This window comes from Deferribacter desulfuricans SSM1 (assembly GCF_000010985.1).
Lineage (GTDB): Bacteria > Chrysiogenota > Deferribacteres > Deferribacterales > Deferribacteraceae > Deferribacter > Deferribacter desulfuricans.
This window is the reverse complement of sequence record NC_013939.1, coordinates 1,880,287-1,896,845: the sequence shown is the minus strand read 5'-3', so window position 1 is coordinate 1,896,845 and position 16,559 is coordinate 1,880,287. Positions and strand designations below refer to the sequence as shown.

Below are 16,559 nucleotides of genomic sequence, written 5' to 3'. Positions count from 1 at the left end.
TCACTAAAGCTCCTCGCAATGACGAAAACCTGTTTATCATTGCGAACGAAGTGAAGCAATCTCCTGTTTCAACGTTTTACTTGAGATCGCTTCGTCAGCTTACGCTTTCTCGCGATGATTGTATCGTTGTCATATCGATCTTTGGCGAAGCAATCTGGAAATTGGCAGTTATTACTGTGCATCGTTCTATTGTATTACCTGTTTTAATATGAAGTGTGATTTAGAAGAGGGCTTCTTGTTTTTTCTGTTTTCTCAATTCTTTATTATAAATGGTTATGATATCTCTTCTTGTAATTATCCCTACCAGTTTTCTATCTTCCAATGTATTAACTACTGGAAGTAGTTCAATGTTTTTAAAACCGATTGTTTCTATAGCATCTGCAAGTGTAGCTTCAGGTGTTATCACAGGAGTTTCTGTGTCACATATTTCTCCTGCTACTACAATATCTTCAAGTCCTTCTTCAAACACAAATTCTCTTATCTCTTCGAATCTTAATACACCAACTAATTTGTTTTCATCATTTATAACAGGGAAGCTGTTATGTTTAGTTGTTGGAATAAACTCCAAAATATCTTTAAAATGCATGTCTGCTTTAATGATAATTGGATCTTTACGCATTATATCGCCCACTTTAATTTCTTGAAGGATCTGAATAAAAAATTCACCTTTGTGTATAGGTGAATCACTCCTTGATCTAACTTGTGATATATATATTGTAGTGTTTCTAAGAACTAGAAACGAAATAGATGATACCCACATAGCTGGAACTAATAGATGATAATTTCCTGTCATCTCAGATACCATGATGATTGTTGATAAAGGTGTATTTGCAATTCCTGCAAAAAAACCTGCCATACCCACAAGAGCATAAGCTCCTGGGTTAGCAACTACTGTTGGGAAAATTTTTTGAAGTAATAACCCCATAAATCCACCAACAGATGCACCTATCACCATTGATGGACCAAATATTCCAGCACTTCCACCACTTCCAATACTAAATGATGTTGTAAAAGTTTTTGCAAAAATTAAAATTAAAAGGAACCATATTGCTAACTCACCATTCATTGCCTTTTCAATATTGGCATAACCACCACCTAATGCTTGTGGAATAAAATATCCGATTAGACCTGTTAAAAAACCACCAATCACAGGTTTTGAATAATTTGAAACTTTGAGCGATTTAAATATATTGTGAGTTTTATAAAAGATATTTACATATAAATAACCAAAAAATGCACATGCAAAACCTAAAATGGTATAAGTAAAAAGTTCTAAAGGATTTGTAAATTTGAAATCTGGCGTAAGAAATAGTGAATCCCATCCAAAAATACTACAAAATATTGAATAGGCAATAATAGATGTTATTGTGGAAGGGAGTAAAACTTCTGCTTCTAAATCGCTTGAGGAGTATAAAACTTCGGCTGCAAATATTGCTCCAGCTAAAGGGCTTCTGAAAATAGCTCCAACTCCAGCTCCCATTCCAGCAGCTGTTAAAATTCTTTTTTCTCTATCTGTTATATTTAGTTTTCTTCCTAAGAAAGATGCAAAACCAGCACCAATCTGGGCAATAGGGCCTTCTCTACCGCCTGAACCACCTGTACCAATTGTAATTGCGCTTGCAATTGTTTTGATTAATGGCACTTGCCATCTAATATAACCATTTTTAAAATGGATTGCTTCAATAGCAGCATCTGTCCCGTGTCCTTCAGCCTCAGGAGCAAATTGATAAACTAAAAATCCACTTAATAATCCACCTATAGCAGGGATGATAAATAACATCCATCTTTTAAATTCTGTTGTAGCATGACCAAATAGTGAAGGCTCACCAGCAGTTTCACCAATCCTTAAACCAGCTAGATAATCAAGAAAAAAGTATGAAGTGCCTTGCAACATTATAAAAAATATAATTGCTCCAAGACCAGCTATTATTCCAACAATTGTTCCTAAAATGAACCATCGACCGATAACAGGGAAATTTATCTTTTTAAAAAAATCATTCATAATTTTTTATTTTTCCATATTTGTCAAAAAATATTTTATAGCTAAATAAAACCACAAGTAAAGAGGAAAATATGACGCTTGTAAAAATTACAATCATTATAGATAGTTGATATTTTACAGCTACAATAGGGTTTGTACCTGATAAAATTTGCCCTGTCATCATTCCAGGTAAAAATACAAGACCTATACCGCTCATAGAAGTTATATAGGGGAGGGAGGCTGCTTTTAGTGAGTTTATAATTATCTCTTTTACAGCTTCAAAAGTTGAAGCACCTAGGCAGAGTAGGGATTCCACTTCTTTTTGCTGATTCTTTATTTGGGAGTAAAAGCGTTCAATTGCTAGTGCACATCCGTTCATAGAGTTTCCTAAAATCATACCCATCAATGGTATAAAATATCTGGCTTCATACCAAGGTGTTAAGCCTATTATTATTTTAATAAATATGAAGCCAATAAATAGCGTTACCAATGTTATTGACAAGAAAATATAGAAGAAAAGATTTTTGACAGGGACTTTTGCTTTTTTAAGTATGATGTTGCTCGCAAAAAGAGCCATTACAAGAAAAACTAAAATTATTATATGAAAAGTATTTAGTTGAAAAATATACTTTAGAATAAAACCTGCTATAAAAAGCTGTATAGACATTCTGGTAATTGCGATTAAAAATTGTTTAAAAAGCTTAAATTTTAGTACTTCTACCAAAATGAGATTGATAAAGACCAAGAAGTATATAATCATCAAACCGGTGCTATTGATGTCAATTATATTATTCATTTAAAACCTTCTTTATTTCTGTCTCATCTATTTTTTTATAATCACTTAATATTGTTCCGTTTGATATAAGCACTTGTATATCACTGTTTGTGATTAAATTGATTGAATGTGAGATAGAAATTATCCCAATTTCTTTTTTAATATTGTTTAAAAGGTCAATCAAAATTTGTTCGCTATTGATATCAAGTGCTGATGTGGGTTCATCTAATAGTAAAAAGTCTGGTTTTAAGGTTATAGCTCTTAAAATTGCAGCGATCTGTTTTTGCCCACCTGAGAGCTCTTTAATGGGTTTTTCCAAAAACGATTTATCATAACCAAAGTTTTTTAGTAACTCTAAATAGAAATTGATATCAAGTTTTTTTTCTTTGTGAATTTTTAGGTTGTAAATTGTTTTTATATCGTCAATTACTTTGTCACCAAAAAGCAAAGGTTCTTGGTGTAAATACAAGATTTTAGAGCGTAATTTTTGCGGAGGTAAATCAAGAATATTTTTATTAAAAACAGTTATTTCCCCTGTAAAATTAATAAGGTTTACTATGGATTTTAAAAGGGAGCTTTTGCCACTGCCGCTTTTACCAAAAATTGTGTAAAAAGTTTTTTTGTCAAATTGATAATTAACATCTTTTAAAATATAAGTGTTATTGTTTTTATAATTAACATTTTTTAGTTTTATCATATGGTTTGAAATATAAATATCCCTTTTTTATCAGTATAAGAGATTATTTCTCCATCTTCAAATTCTATGCGTAATTCCTCTTTTATTTTTTCTGGTAGTTCCATGAAGGATTCTTTAATTTTCAGCAAAGTTGTTTCATCCTGATTTAGTCTTGTTGCCCACTCTTTAAAGTTGTGTCTTTTAAATTGAGATTGAAAAGTTAATAATCTGAATTTATTATTAGCAAATTCTAAGATTTCATTTATTGTGTAACTCCTAAAATGTGAATTGTCTCTTATAAATTCTATGACATTTAAGTATGCATCTTCGATATCAACTATGCTGTCGATGAGTACGAAAAAACCGTTTTTTTGTAAAACCCTATGTGTTTCTTTAAAGAATTTCCTTGGATTTCTAAAATGATGTAATGCTATCCTGCAGGTAACAATATCAAATATTTTATTTTTAAACGGTAGATTTTCTGCTTTGCAGTTTATACAGTTTTCTAAATTATTTTTTATTTTAGCAGTTTTTAGCATATTGAAACTAATATCAGTGGCAACAGTAAGTTTTGCATTAAAAACTTTTATAAAGTGACCAGTGGCAGTGGCTACATCAAGAAGTTTATCAAAAGTATAGTCGCTGAAATAATCTTTACAGTAATCAAGATCGAAACCTTCCTTGTGGTCAGAGCTGAAAAAATAATTTAGAGCTGCGTTATCAAAACTCATTGATTTGCAACTTTGTTATAAATTTTTGATAAAAACTCTTTTATGCATGATGTTTGTGTGTCAAACTCAAGGAGAAAAGCATCGTGTCCATAATCAGATTCTATATTTACCCACTCAGGATTTTTCCCATGGTTTTTCATTATATTAACAATTTCCTCTGTTTGATATGAAGGAAAAAGGAAATCTGATGTAAAAGTGATAAACAACGAATCAGCTTCAATTCTGCCAATTGCTTCTTCATATGAGCCATAACCATATGATAAATCGAAAATATCCATAGCTTTAATGATGTAAAGATAACTGTTTGCATCAAAACGTTCAGTAAATTTATAACCATTATAACGCAAATAATTTTCCACTTCAAAATATCCGAAGAAATCGTAAATCCCTCCAAAGGTAGCGTATCTCCTACCAAATTTTTTATGGAATGATTTATCAGACATATAGGTGATATGGCCGGCCATTCTTGCAATAGCTAAGCCATCACGTGGAAAAGTTTTTCCATAATAATCACCATTCATCCAGTTTGGATCTTTCATAATGGCAAATCTACCAATTGTGTTGAAAGCTATTGCCATAGGAGTTATTCTGCCTGCGGTGGCAATTGGGATAATGGAGTATGTTTTTTCAGGAAATGTCACAGCCCATTCAAGAGCTTGCATCCCCCCCATAGAACCGCCAGCAACACATAATAGTTTTTCGATACCAAGGTAATCTATAAGTTTCTTTTGAAGTTTTACCATATCTTTTACAGTAAAAACGGGAAATTTTAAACCGTATGGTTTCCCTGTACTAGGGTCTATTGATGCAGGTCCAGTAGTCCCATAACAGCTACCTAAAAAATTGGAGCAAATGATGAAGTATTTGTCAGTATCAAACGCTTTGCCTGGTCCTATCATATCATCCCACCAGCCAGGCTTTTGATCATCTGGAGAGTTGTATCCTGCTGCATGTGCACTACCTGTAAGTGCATGGCAGATTAATATGGCATTATCTTTTTTTTCGTTTAGTTTGCCATATGTTTCATAAGCTACAGTAATTGGCGATAAGATTCTTCCACTTTCAAAATAAAAATCATCTTTAAAGGTTACGTATTTAGTTTTAACTAATCCCACTGAATTTTCTTTCATCTTTTAATCCTCTTAATTTTGTATAAAAAAAAAAGCCTCTTTATGCGAAGATAAAGAGGCTTGTATTCATCAACCTCTTATCTTCCCCTCTTTCAGGGCGGGACTTAGCACCTGTCATCAGCAAAATGCTGACCGGTTGCTGTGGCTTCACAGGGCCCGTTCCCTCCACCACTCTTGATAAGAGTTCATCTTGCCAATCTACCATATTCAGATAGGATTGGCAAACATATACACATATAATACTTAAAATGTTAAAATGTCAATTATTTTAGTTGATTTAATCAAAGAAAAAAATATAAAAGTATCAGCAAGGGTGGGTTAATGAAAGATAAGAAAAAGTTATTAAAAGATTTTGAAGAACTTGCTGCAAAATTGGGTATTAAAATAAGATATGAAAAAACAAACGCCCGAGGTGGATTGTGTAGAGTAAACGAAAATTATTATATCATAATAGATAAAAAAGCCTCAACAGAATATAAATTGAATATTATTGCTCAATCATTAAAAAAATTTGATTTAAGTGAAATTCATATAAAACCTAAAATGAGGGAACTTCTTGAAGAACAGGAATGATATTAAAGAAATATATGATTTATTATTGAAAGCTTATGAAAATCTTAAAAGTCCATCAGTCACTAAAATTGCTGAGAAAAATGGTAGAGATCCTTTTAAGGTTTTAGTGAGTTGTTTAATTTCTCTTAGAACCAAAGATGAGGTTACGTTAGAGGTTTCAAAAAAGTTATTTGAAGTAGCTGATACACCTAATAAACTTTTAAAAATGGAAGATGAAGAGTTGGAAAAAATACTATATCCAGCTGGTTTTTATAGAAAAAAAGTAAAAGTTTTAAAAGAAGTTTCTAAAACGTTAATAGAAAAGTATGAAGGTAGAGTCCCTGATTCGCTAGAGGAGCTTTTAAAAATTAAAGGTGTGGGGAGGAAAACAGCAAATCTTGTGTTGGTTGAAGGGTTTGATAAAGAGGGGATTTGTGTTGATACTCATGTCCACAGAATATGTAATAGGCTTGGTGTAGTAAAAACTAAAACACCAGAGCAAACAGAAATGGATCTTAGGAAAATATTGCCAAAACATATGTGGAAGAAGTGGAACGAAATTCTTGTGAGTTATGGTCAGCATATTTGCAAGCCTATATCACCTTTATGCTCAGCTTGCATACTTTATGATAAGTGTGATAAAATAAATGTAGATAGATGGAGGTAAGAAATGAAGCATATTGATGAAACAGATAAAAAGATAATAAATATTTTAATTGAAGATGGTAGGACTTCTTATGCGGATATCTCTAAAGCTGTAGGGATGAAGCCACCTTCAGTTATCGAGAGGATTAAAAAGTTAGAAAAAGAAGGGATTATTGAGCAGTATACTACTAAAATAAACTACAAAGCTCTCGGTTATGATATCCTTGCATTTATAGGTATATCAATTGATAATGCTCAGCATATCGAAGATTTTGAAGTTATGCTATCAAATTTTGATGATGATATAGTTGAATGCCATCATGTTACAGGTGATTTTACTATGCTGTTAAAGGTTATCACAAGAAATACTGAAACGTTATCTAAACTTATTAAAAAAATAAGAAATATTAATGGAGTAAGACAAACAAATACAATTTTGGTATTTTCAACCATAATGGATAGAATGAGAAATATTTAACTATGTTATGATTTCTGTTATTATCCCTGTCAAAGATAGAGTTAACTCTTTAAAAGATGCCATTGAATCTGTTTTATGGCAAACTTATAAAAATTTTGAAATAATAGTTGTGGATGATGGCTCTGAAATTGATATAAAATCGAAAATATACCCATATTTGGACTTAATTAGATTTTTTAGATTAGAGAAAAATAGGGGGGTAAGTGCTGCAAGAAATTTTGGGATAACTGTTTCGAAAGGGGAGTATATAGCATTTTTAGATTCTGATGACATTTGGCTTCCGAGAAAACTTGAAATGCAATTAGAATTTATGAATAATAACGGCTTCGCAGTATCTCACACTAATGAATTTTGGTACAAAAATGGTAATTTTATCAACCAGGGATATAAGCATAAAAAATATGGTGGCTATATTTTGACTAAAATTTTAGACCATTGTAGAATAAGCCCTTCAAGCTTTGTAGCCAAAAGGAATGTTTTTAACAAGACGGGTTATTTTGATGAGTGGATGAAGATAGCTGAAGATTATGATTTATGGCTCAGGGTTGCACTGTTTTTTGAAATAGGTTATTTGGACTATCCGTTAATTGTAAAAAGATATTTTTTAGATAATCATTTGAGTAGCTCCGTTAAAAATATAGAATTTTATAGATTGCTATCATTAAAGAAATTTTTTTGCAAGTACCATAAATATATGGATAGGCATTTACAAAAAGAGGTTGTTAAATTTATAAATCATAAATACAAAATTGTAGCAAATGGTGTAAATAAAATGATTGAAAGGTTTTAGTTTTTAGTTTAGGATTTTGATATGAGAAAATTAGTTTATATTATTTTTGTATTTTTAATAGCAACTTCATGTTCTTATATAGATTTTAAAGGGGAAATAAATAAAGAAGTAAAATCTAAAGAGAGTACTAACCTCAAAATCTTAGAACAACCTTTGGTAAAAAAGAAAATTTTACCTGATTTGGATGAAAAGTTATTTAGTTTATATACCCCTGAGTTGAATATTGATTATTCTGATCTCTTTGACAAAGAATTAGCGCTTAATATGGACTCTGAGACATTTAATCAAAAAAATTACGATATTCCAATTGTGATAAATGATAGAGTAAAATTCTTTATTAAAAGATATACAAAATTGTATCCTACTACTTTTCAAAGATGGCTCAATAATGCAAATAAGTATATTTATATCGTAAAGGATATTTTTAGAAGGATGGGGTTACCTACTGATTTGGCATGTTTGCCATTTGCAGAGAGTGGCTTTGATGTATATGCATATTCTTGGGCTGGCGCAGGTGGAATGTGGCAGTTTATGAACTCAACAGGTAAGATATATGGGTTAAGAAATAACTTTTGGCTTGATGAGAGAAGAGATTTTGAAAAGGCAACTGTTGCAGCAGCAAAATATTTAAAATATTTATATGTATATTTTGGTGATTGGTACCTTGCGATTGCTGCATATAATGCAGGTTTCTATAAGGTTTTAAAAGCAACTCAAAGGTATAAGACAAAAGATTTTTTTAAACTTGCCAGATATAGATATCTAAAAAGAGAGACTAAAGATTATGTGCCTAAATTTATTGCGCTCACGGTGATATATAAAAACTATTTAAAGTATGGTTTTGAACCACCTGAGACAGAACCTTTAATTTATGATAAAATTAAGTTAAGTCAGCCTGTAAATTTGTATGTTATAGCTGATTTGCTTGATACCAATTTTGAAACTTTAAAGGAGTTAAACCCTGCACTAAAAAAACCTATTACCCCACCCAATGATGGTTTTGAATTAAGAATCCCTTATGGTACAAAAAATTATTTAGAAAAGAAGATAGCTAGCATGAGTCCAGAGGAGCTCTTGCAGGTAAAAATATACTATGCTAAGAGAAAAGAGAGTATTGCAAGAATTGCAAAGAAATTCCGTGTTTCTAAAAAATCGATAAAAAAATTAAATAAACTTTACTATGATTATATCCTTTTTTCTGGTCCAATATTTATCCCTATAAAAAAATATGAAAAATCACTGGCTATGCAAAACTTTTCAAACGATATAAACGCTGTCATTCCAAGAGTTTATATTGTAAGAAGAGGGGATACTTTTTATGGTATAGCTCATAAATATGGATTGACGGTTGGGCAGTTGATGAAGCTTAATAAAGGGATTAATCCAAGATTAATTAGGCCTGGAGATCCTATTATTATTTCTAAATCAGAGAGAATAGTCAGATATAGAAAATATAAAATAAAAAAGGGTGACACACTTTGGAGTATAGCAAATAGATTTAATACCTCAGTAGAGAAGATTAAAAAGAGAAACAAACTTAGAACAACTCAGCTAATACCTGGAAAATATCTGATTATCCCTAATTAAATTTGAAAGGGGCGCCAGCACCCCACGAATTATAGACAATATTCATAGATTGCTTCGCTAACGCTCGCAATAGCAGCGAAACAGTCATCGCGAGGAAGCGTAAGCTGACGAAGCGATCTCACATACGACGTTTAATCATGAGATTGCTTCACTTCGTTCGCAATGACAAACAGGTTTTCGTCATTGCGAGGAGCTTTAGCGACGAAGCAATCTCATAATCATGCTAATTTTCAACAATCATACTATTGTGTAATACCCCTATTTTGTTAAGATCTCCATTATTTCTAAATATCTTTTTGATGTTTGCTCTATAATCTCTTTTGGTAACTCAGGCCCTGGAGCTTTTTTATCCCAGTCTAAAGTTTCAAGATAGTTTCTAACAAACTGTTTATCCATGCTCTCTTGGGGTTCACCCACTTTATATTTTTCTTTAAACCAAAATCTAGAAGAATCAGGGGTAAGCAGTTCATCTATTAAAATGATTTCACCATCTTTATTGCCAAACTCCATTTTTGTATCAGCAATGATAATCCCTTTTTCTTCTGCTATTTTTGCACAATATGTGTATATTTTAATTGCATAATCTCTCAACTTTTCAGCTGTTTTTTGACCTACCATTAGAACCATTTGCTCAAATGAGATGTTTTCGTCATGCTCACCGATTTCTGCTTTTGTAGCAGGAGTAAACAATGGTGGTTCTAACTTTTGCGATTCTTTTAAATTTTTTGGTAGTTTAATACCGCATACTTCACCAGTTTTTTGATAATCTTTCCAGCCAGAACCTGTAATATAACCTCTAACAACACATTCTACAGGGTATGGTTTAGCCTTTTCTACAAGCATACTTCTGCCTTCTAAAATATTTCTGTATTTTTTACAGATTTCTGGCATCTCTTCAATATCTGTTGTTATAAGATGGTTTTTTACAATGTGAGATGTTTTTTCAAACCAAAATTTTGAAAGTTGAGTTAGCACATAACCTTTATATGGGATCCCATTAGGTAAAATAACATCAAATGCTGATATCCTGTCAGTTGTAACTATCAATAAATAGTTTCCTAAATCGTAAATATCTCTTACCTTACCTCTACCTATTAATTTTAATTCAGGTATTTCAGTTTTTAAAACAACATCCATTGGACCCTCCTACAAAGTTAAATCTTTTTATTCTATTTATTGCCTCAATACCACCAATAATATTAAATGCTTCATACCCCAAGTTTCTTAAAAATCTTGTTGCTAAATATCCCCTAAAACCAACTGCACAATATATATAAACAGGTCTTCCTTTATCAATTTCTGATAGATGGCTCCTAATATCATTTACGTATATATTTTTTGCTTTTTCAAATCTGTAAGCTTTATATTCCAACTTTGTTCTTACGTCAATTATTTGAATTGAGCAATCTTTATTATAGATTTCAATAAATTCTTGAGGTTTAATGCCAAATCCTTCTCCTCTATCTTGGTTTGCTGCGACAAAACCGGCTTTATTAATATTGTCCCTTGCCGAGCCAAATGGTGGGGCATAACAGAAATCTATATTTTCAAGATCGTAGATTGTTAAATCTCCATATATAGCTGACGCAATTGCATCAACTTTTCTAACCGTAGCATAACTTCCGCTAGCTTCTACACCCAATACTTTTTTTGTTCTTTTATCAAAAACTGTTTTCATAAAAATGTATTTATAACCAGGATAATATTCAGCGTGATCGGGATCTTCTGTATAAACAAAATCGGCATCAAAACCAGCTGCTATGGCTTCATCAAAACTTAAACCTGTTTTTGCGACAATTTTATCGAGAAAGCCAACAACACTTGTGCCAAGTACTCCAGGATTTTGCAACATCCCTCCAGCAGCATTACAACCAGCTACTCTACCTTCTCTATTTGCAGGGCCAGCTAATGGTAAAAAAACATACTGTTTTGATACTATATGAAATTTTTCTACAGCATCACCAGCCGCATAAATAAAGTCATAATTTGTTTGCATATATTCATTTGTTTTTATTGCACCAGTTTCACCTAAAGTTATCCCTGCTTTTTTAGCAAGTTCTATATTTGGTGCTACCCCTGTAGCTACGAAAAGCATATCAGAATGTAATATGGTTCCATCGTTTAATATTACTTTGTAATGTTTATTATCATAGCTTACTTCTTCAACAAACTTTTCTGTATGTATATTGACTCCAACTTCTTTCATTTTGTCTTCAATAGCTAAAACTATTTCATGGGAATAATTTGGTAAGATATGTTTTTGAGCTTCAATTATTGTTGCTTTTATATTTGAGTGATAAAGAGCTTCAGCTATTTCAACACCAATATACCCTCCCCCTATAATTATGGCTGATTTTGGGTTGTTTTTTTCAATAAATTCTTTGATTTGGTCCACATCTTCCACAGTTTTCATTTGGAAAAAAGGTGTTTGTTCAATCCCTTTTATTTTAGGTATAACTGTTTTGGCACCTGTAGCAATGATAAGTTTGTCAAATTTGTCTTCAAAAGTGTTATCTCCACTTTTTACTAAAACTGTTTTACTTTTTGGGTCAATATCGATAACTTCGTGTTTAGTAAAAATATTTAAGTTAAATCTTTTACCTAAACTTTTTGGTGTGTGTAATAGCAGATTTTTTCTGTTATTAATTATTCCAGCAATGTAAAAAGGTAGTCCACAGTTTGCATAAGAAACGTTTGCTGTTTTTTCATAAATTGTAATATCAATAAACTCATTAGTTCTTCTTGCTTTTGCTGCAGCACTTGCACCTGCAGCAACACCACCTATTATAATTAACTTTTCTTTACTCAACTAAACCTCCTATAAGTCTATTTTTTTCTCTTTTTAGGATTTTTATATTATAAAAATTGTTCACTTCTAAATTATCATTAACGATTTTTACATAGTGGTAATTTGAAATATGTCCACCACCATTTTTCTCTAATAATATTTTTGCAGTTTTACCAATCATTTTAAGTTCTGAATTTAATTTTAACTTTTTACCAATTTTTCGAAGCATTTTTGCACGCTCTTTTTTTATGTTTTCTGGGATCTGATTTTTCATTTTACTTGCTAAAGTTCCTTCTCTTTTAGAATAGCTAAATACGTGTAAATAATCCACATTTGCCTTATTTAATACATTAATAGTAGACTCAAAATCTTCATCTGTTTCTTCAGGAAAACCCACAATTACATCTGTGCCTATTGTGCAATCAGCTATTTTTGATTTAATTTTGTTACAAATATCAATGAAGTCTTCAGCTGTATGCCTTCTTTTCATAAGTTGTAATATTTTATTTGAGCCATTTTGTAGTGCAATATGGAAATGATTACAGATTAGACCATTGGAGTGTTCTACAATATCTATAAGTTCATCATCAATTTCATCCACATCCAACGATGACAACCTAAACCTTATATTTTTATTTTGGTATTGTTTAATAATTTCTTTTAAAAGATTTTTCAGAGTTGTATTGTGATCTATACCATATTTACCTATATGTATTCCTACTAAAACTATTTCTTTATAATTAAGATTAACAAGGTCATCTATTTCTTTTATAACTTTTTCAATAGGTTTAGATTTAGGTTTCCCTCTTAAAAAAGGGATGATGCAATATGTACAAAACGCATCACAACCATCTTGAATTTTTAGGAAAGCTCTAGTTTTTAATTTTGGTTTTGAAGTTTGTTTATAATCATTTAGTTGAAATGTGTTAGAAAGAAATTCGACAAGTGATTCTTTCTTTTCGTTATCCAAGACAAAATCTATATAGCTTTTTATCTCTTTTGAGAGTATTAAGGCATAACAACCTGTAACAAGGACTTTTATATTATATCTCTTTTTTATTTTTTTAATGAAGTCGTTACATTTTTTTTCTGCCAACTCTGTAACTGCACAACTATTTATTACAACAACATCAGCTTCTTCAATATTATCAACGAATAAAAAACCTTTTTGACTTCCTTCAAGCTTAATGTTTTCACTTTCAGATAGATTTACTTTGCATCCAAAAGTGTGAATATATATTTTAATCATCAATTCCTCATGAACTATTTTATTTTTGAGGTATCAATATAAATGTCCCCTGTAGGTTGTCAATATAAAGTAGCATTTGCGCCTGTAAAGGCGCTTTTTTTTTGTATATTTTTATGCTATTATTTGTAGTATGAAAAAAATTATTATTATTATCTTATCAGTAATTTTTCTGATTATTGTAGTTCTCTTATTTATAAAAAGTTATTTTAACATCTCTTTTAAGTCCGTTGTATCGAATATTAGGTTTCAAAAGAAGAGTGTATTTGAAAAGTATAATGTAAAAGAGATGAAAATTGGGGATGATTATGGAGTTTTTGTAGAAAATGTGGTAGCTACTAGTGCCGATTTAAACAATAGACATATAAAGTTAGATTTATATATTGTTACTGAAAATAAAAAAGTAGCAAAGATATTGGCTAAAAATAATAAACAAACAGCTATGGCTATTGCTGATATTTTGACAACCTTTAAAATTTCTGATTTAGTAACTGAAAATGGTAAAAAGTTTTTGAAAAGGCAGATAAAAAAAGTTTTAGAGCTAAAATATGGTGAAGGAACCATCAAAGAAATTTATTTCCATAATATGGTATTTAGTTAAATGATTAAAGATGAATTAAAAAATTTTTATTGGAATAGATGGAACGATATTAAAGAGAGTAGGAAAAAGTATCCTACTTCCTGGCAGTTACTTTTTAAAATTTCTGAGTTATCTTATGACACCATTAAATATGCTTTGAAGTTGACAGATTTTCCTTTAGATAATATAACTTTTATTTCGCTTGGTAGTTTTGCAAGGGAACAGATGTCCCCTTTTTCAGATATAGATATTTTGTTGTTACATAAAGATAGTTTAAAAAGTAAAGAAAAGGATGCTATATCAAAATTCTCTACTCTTTTATGGGATATAAATATTAATCCCGCAATTCAGATAAAATCATTTAAAGAGATTAAACAAACAAATAAACTAGATACCACTGAGAAAACTGCGCTTATTGATTATAAATTTATTGAAGGTAATAACTTGCTATTTGAAGAGTATGTAAAAACAGTAAATTCTTATATTATAGAGAAAGGTAAAATGAAATTTTTGTTAGAGCATATAAATGCTGCAATGAAGAGGGGGGAAAAATATCGCGATTCTGTATATAAATTAGAGCCAAATTTAAAAGAAGGGCATGGTGGGATTAGGGATTTTAATTTTATCTGTTGGATTAACAGAATACTTTTTAATGGTGCAAGTCTTAACACTTTAATAAAAAAAGATATTATCACAATAGAAGATTATGATTTATTGATGAAAGGTGTGGAGTTTATTTTTAAAGTGAGAAATGAGTTACATTACTATTTTAACAGAAAATTCGATATTTTAACGATAGAAGCTCAAAAGGATATTGCGTCAGAGCTTGGTTATATTACCACATCTATGTCATTAAATGTGGAGCATTTTTTAAGAGATTATTATGGTCATGCTCGTAATATTTCACAAATTACAAAAAAAGTAATCAATAAAGGGCTACAGGAGATAGTCTATAATAAAACTCATAAAAAGGCTACCATAAGAAAACTTGGTTATGGACTTATTCAGTACAATAATAATTTGACTGCTGAGCATCCAGATATTTTTGAAAAAAATCACGAGTTGCTGATAAATGTTTTTTATATCGCTGCAGTAAGGTCTTTAAAACTTTCTGATAAACTTATCAATATAATTCGAAATAATCTATATTTAATAGATGAAAACTACTTAAAAAAGTATGGCAAGCTATTTCTTAAGGTTATTTCAAGTTTCCCTTATTCCTACAAGATTACAAAAAATATGTTAAATACAGGAGTGTTAGAGAGTATTATTCCTGAGTTTAAAGAGATTATTTGTAGAGTTCAATATGATTTATACCACCACTACACTGTGGATGAGCATACGATTTTGGCTCTAAAATTTATTGATGATTTGATAACAAATGCAAATCCTCGTAATAAGAATTATATAGATGCTTACAAAAGATTAAAAAGAAAAGACCTTTTGGCGTTATCTATTTTGTTGCATGATATTGGTAAGGGGCAAGGTTTTAACCATTCAGTTGTGGGAGCTAAAATGTCTCAAACTATTTGTAAGAGATTGGGTATGCATCCAGATGATATTGACACTGTATCCAATATGGTGGAACAACATCTGTTGATGAGTCATATAGCACAAAGAAGGGATTTGCATGATATTGAAGTTATTGAGTATTTTACAAATTATCTAAACAATGAAGATGAGCTGCATCTTCTTTATCTGTTGACTTATGCTGATATGAATGCGGTTGGTGGTGATTTGTTTAATGAGTGGAAGAGCTCTCTTTTGACAGAGTTGTATTTAAAATCTAAAGCAGCTTTGGAGAAAGAGTCTATTATAAGTGAATATAATAAAATTGTAGAATTAAAAAGAAAAAAACTATTTGAGCGAATTTCTGATGATATAATAAAAGGTTTCATAGATAAACTGGATTCAGAATATATTTTTACCTATAAGGTTAAACATATTATAAGACATCTTAATATGATTAAAAAACTTAATCCTGATGTTAAAGTTTTAACCGATTTTTACGTTAGAGACGATTTAAATTGTCTTGAGTTTAATATCTGCACTTATGACTTTTTAGGGTTGTTAAAAAAGTTATCAGGTGTTTTTGCTTATTATGGCCTAAATATTTTGGGAGCTCAGATTTTTACTTTTGACAATAATATTGTTATTGATACTATTCAGGTAGTTTCTTCTAGTGATTCAACTAATAATTTATTGAAAAAAGGGGATAAAATAGCAGTAACTATTAAAGAAGTTGTTACAAATAAAACCTCAGTTGAGGATTTGATTAAAAGGGCATCTACCCCATTTTTTAAGAAAAAGATACCTAAAGAGATTAAAAAGAAAGTGGAATTTGATAATGAAATATCATCAAATTATACTGTGATTGATGTTTTTACTGAGGATAAAATTGGGCTGTTGTATAAGATATTGTCTGTTTTTGAAGACTTAGGAATCAATGTGCAAAAGGCAAAAATTTCTACGGATGTGGATAGAGTTGTAGACTCTTTTTATGTAACAGACAAAAATTATCATAAAATTACAGAACAGACATTTATTGATAAAATCAAATTCTCTTTAATGGAAGTAATCTGATTTTTTCTACTTAATCA

The 16,559-nt window shown here is 30.6% G+C and carries 15 protein-coding genes and 1 riboswitch; of the genes, 7 read left to right on the top strand and 8 right to left on the bottom strand.

Features of this window, described 5'->3' with window-relative positions; genetic code table 11:
- Positions 1 to 220: 220 nt before the first annotated feature.
- Genes DEFDS_RS09430 through DEFDS_RS09410 form a run of 5 tightly spaced genes read right to left on the bottom strand, consistent with a single transcriptional unit; the run spans position 221 to position 5,293 of the window.
- Positions 221 to 2,002: a chloride channel protein gene (locus DEFDS_RS09430; RefSeq protein ID WP_013008570.1), complete on the bottom strand. Its 1,782-nt coding sequence runs from the start codon at positions 2,000 to 2,002 to the stop codon at positions 221 to 223.
- Complete coding sequence (locus DEFDS_RS09425) at positions 1,995 to 2,777, bottom strand: ABC transporter permease (protein ID WP_013008569.1); 783 nt, start codon at positions 2,775 to 2,777, stop codon at positions 1,995 to 1,997. Before DEFDS_RS09425 ends, DEFDS_RS09430 begins: the two co-directional genes overlap by 8 nt.
- Complete coding sequence (locus tag DEFDS_RS09420; RefSeq protein ID WP_013008568.1) at positions 2,770 to 3,453, bottom strand: ABC transporter ATP-binding protein; 684 nt, start codon at positions 3,451 to 3,453, stop codon at positions 2,770 to 2,772. Before DEFDS_RS09420 ends, DEFDS_RS09425 begins: the two co-directional genes overlap by 8 nt.
- A complete protein-coding gene (locus DEFDS_RS09415; protein WP_013008567.1) occupies positions 3,450 to 4,163 on the bottom strand; it encodes a class I SAM-dependent methyltransferase in 714 nt (237 codons plus the stop codon). Before DEFDS_RS09415 ends, DEFDS_RS09420 begins: the two co-directional genes overlap by 4 nt.
- On the bottom strand, positions 4,160 to 5,293 hold the full coding sequence (locus tag DEFDS_RS09410) for a homoserine O-acetyltransferase MetX (protein ID WP_013008566.1): 1,134 nt from the start codon (positions 5,291 to 5,293) through the stop codon (positions 4,160 to 4,162). The genes DEFDS_RS09415 and DEFDS_RS09410 overlap by 4 nt, the downstream gene beginning before the upstream one ends.
- Before the next feature lie 74 nt (positions 5,294 to 5,367).
- Positions 5,368 to 5,477, bottom strand: a riboswitch (SAM riboswitch).
- A 137-nt stretch (positions 5,478 to 5,614) separates the two neighbouring features.
- Between DEFDS_RS09410 and DEFDS_RS09405 the strand changes: the two genes are divergently transcribed.
- The 5 genes from DEFDS_RS09405 to DEFDS_RS09385 are packed head-to-tail and all read left to right on the top strand — an operon-like array spanning position 5,615 to position 9,345.
- Positions 5,615 to 5,866: a hypothetical protein gene (locus DEFDS_RS09405; RefSeq protein ID WP_013008565.1), complete on the top strand. Its 252-nt coding sequence runs from the start codon at positions 5,615 to 5,617 to the stop codon at positions 5,864 to 5,866.
- Positions 5,850 to 6,512 (top strand): endonuclease III domain-containing protein, encoded by a 663-nt coding sequence (gene nth / locus DEFDS_RS09400; protein ID WP_013008564.1) that lies wholly within the window; start codon positions 5,850 to 5,852, stop codon positions 6,510 to 6,512. Before DEFDS_RS09405 ends, nth begins: the two co-directional genes overlap by 17 nt.
- Positions 6,513 to 6,515: 3 nt before the next feature.
- Positions 6,516 to 6,968: an Lrp/AsnC family transcriptional regulator gene (locus tag DEFDS_RS09395; protein ID WP_013008563.1), complete on the top strand. Its 453-nt coding sequence runs from the start codon at positions 6,516 to 6,518 to the stop codon at positions 6,966 to 6,968.
- A 7-nt stretch (positions 6,969 to 6,975) separates the two neighbouring features.
- The gene (locus DEFDS_RS09390) at positions 6,976 to 7,758 is read left to right on the top strand and encodes a glycosyltransferase family 2 protein (RefSeq protein ID WP_041223716.1); all 783 of its coding nucleotides are present in this window, start codon (positions 6,976 to 6,978) and stop codon (positions 7,756 to 7,758) included.
- 21 nt (positions 7,759 to 7,779) lie between these two features.
- On the top strand, positions 7,780 to 9,345 hold the full coding sequence (locus DEFDS_RS09385) for a LysM peptidoglycan-binding domain-containing protein (protein ID WP_013008561.1): 1,566 nt from the start codon (positions 7,780 to 7,782) through the stop codon (positions 9,343 to 9,345).
- 258 nt (positions 9,346 to 9,603) lie between these two features.
- Here the strand turns inward: DEFDS_RS09385 and DEFDS_RS09380 are convergent, their stop codons facing one another.
- Genes DEFDS_RS09380 through mtaB form a run of 3 tightly spaced genes read right to left on the bottom strand, consistent with a single transcriptional unit; the run spans position 9,604 to position 13,382 of the window.
- Positions 9,604 to 10,482, bottom strand: coding sequence for a phosphoribosylaminoimidazolesuccinocarboxamide synthase (locus tag DEFDS_RS09380; RefSeq protein ID WP_013008560.1), 879 nt, complete (start codon positions 10,480 to 10,482; stop codon positions 9,604 to 9,606).
- Positions 10,460 to 12,154 (bottom strand): FAD-dependent oxidoreductase, encoded by a 1,695-nt coding sequence (locus DEFDS_RS09375; protein WP_013008559.1) that lies wholly within the window; start codon positions 12,152 to 12,154, stop codon positions 10,460 to 10,462. Before DEFDS_RS09375 ends, DEFDS_RS09380 begins: the two co-directional genes overlap by 23 nt.
- The gene (gene mtaB / locus DEFDS_RS09370) at positions 12,147 to 13,382 is read right to left on the bottom strand and encodes a tRNA (N(6)-L-threonylcarbamoyladenosine(37)-C(2))-methylthiotransferase MtaB (protein ID WP_013008558.1); all 1,236 of its coding nucleotides are present in this window, start codon (positions 13,380 to 13,382) and stop codon (positions 12,147 to 12,149) included. Before mtaB ends, DEFDS_RS09375 begins: the two co-directional genes overlap by 8 nt.
- Positions 13,383 to 13,512: 130 nt before the next feature.
- On the opposite strand from mtaB, the gene DEFDS_RS09365 reads away from it, so the two are divergent.
- Both DEFDS_RS09365 and glnD read left to right on the top strand, forming a co-directional pair.
- Positions 13,513 to 13,980, top strand: a complete 468-nt coding sequence (locus DEFDS_RS09365) for a flagellar basal body-associated FliL family protein (RefSeq protein ID WP_153801489.1) — start codon at positions 13,513 to 13,515, stop codon at positions 13,978 to 13,980.
- Positions 13,981 to 16,542, top strand: a complete 2,562-nt coding sequence (glnD, locus tag DEFDS_RS09360) for a [protein-PII] uridylyltransferase (RefSeq protein WP_013008557.1) — start codon at positions 13,981 to 13,983, stop codon at positions 16,540 to 16,542. It begins immediately after the preceding gene.
- Positions 16,543 to 16,559: the final 17 nt, after the last annotated feature.

Bases quoted from the DNA above. Each gene is read 5' to 3' on its own strand.
- DEFDS_RS09430 (WP_013008570.1), bottom strand. From the start codon at position 2,002: ATGAATGATTTTTTTAAAAAGATAAATTTCCCTGTTATCGGTCGATGG.
- DEFDS_RS09425 (WP_013008569.1), bottom strand. From the start codon at position 2,777: ATGAATAATATAATTGACATCAATAGCACCGGTTTGATGATTATATAC.
- DEFDS_RS09420 (WP_013008568.1), bottom strand. From the start codon at position 3,453: ATGATAAAACTAAAAAATGTTAATTATAAAAACAATAACACTTATATT.
- DEFDS_RS09415 (WP_013008567.1), bottom strand. From the start codon at position 4,163: ATGAGTTTTGATAACGCAGCTCTAAATTATTTTTTCAGCTCTGACCAC.
- DEFDS_RS09410 (WP_013008566.1), bottom strand. From the start codon at position 5,293: ATGAAAGAAAATTCAGTGGGATTAGTTAAAACTAAATACGTAACCTTT.
- DEFDS_RS09405 (WP_013008565.1), top strand. From the start codon at position 5,615: ATGAAAGATAAGAAAAAGTTATTAAAAGATTTTGAAGAACTTGCTGCA.
- DEFDS_RS09395 (WP_013008563.1), top strand. From the start codon at position 6,516: ATGAAGCATATTGATGAAACAGATAAAAAGATAATAAATATTTTAATT.
- DEFDS_RS09390 (WP_041223716.1), top strand. From the start codon at position 6,976: ATGATTTCTGTTATTATCCCTGTCAAAGATAGAGTTAACTCTTTAAAA.
- DEFDS_RS09385 (WP_013008561.1), top strand. From the start codon at position 7,780: ATGAGAAAATTAGTTTATATTATTTTTGTATTTTTAATAGCAACTTCA.
- DEFDS_RS09380 (WP_013008560.1), bottom strand. From the start codon at position 10,482: ATGGATGTTGTTTTAAAAACTGAAATACCTGAATTAAAATTAATAGGT.
- mtaB (WP_013008558.1), bottom strand. From the start codon at position 13,382: ATGATTAAAATATATATTCACACTTTTGGATGCAAAGTAAATCTATCT.
- DEFDS_RS09365 (WP_153801489.1), top strand. From the start codon at position 13,513: ATGAAAAAAATTATTATTATTATCTTATCAGTAATTTTTCTGATTATT.
- glnD (WP_013008557.1), top strand. From the start codon at position 13,981: ATGATTAAAGATGAATTAAAAAATTTTTATTGGAATAGATGGAACGAT.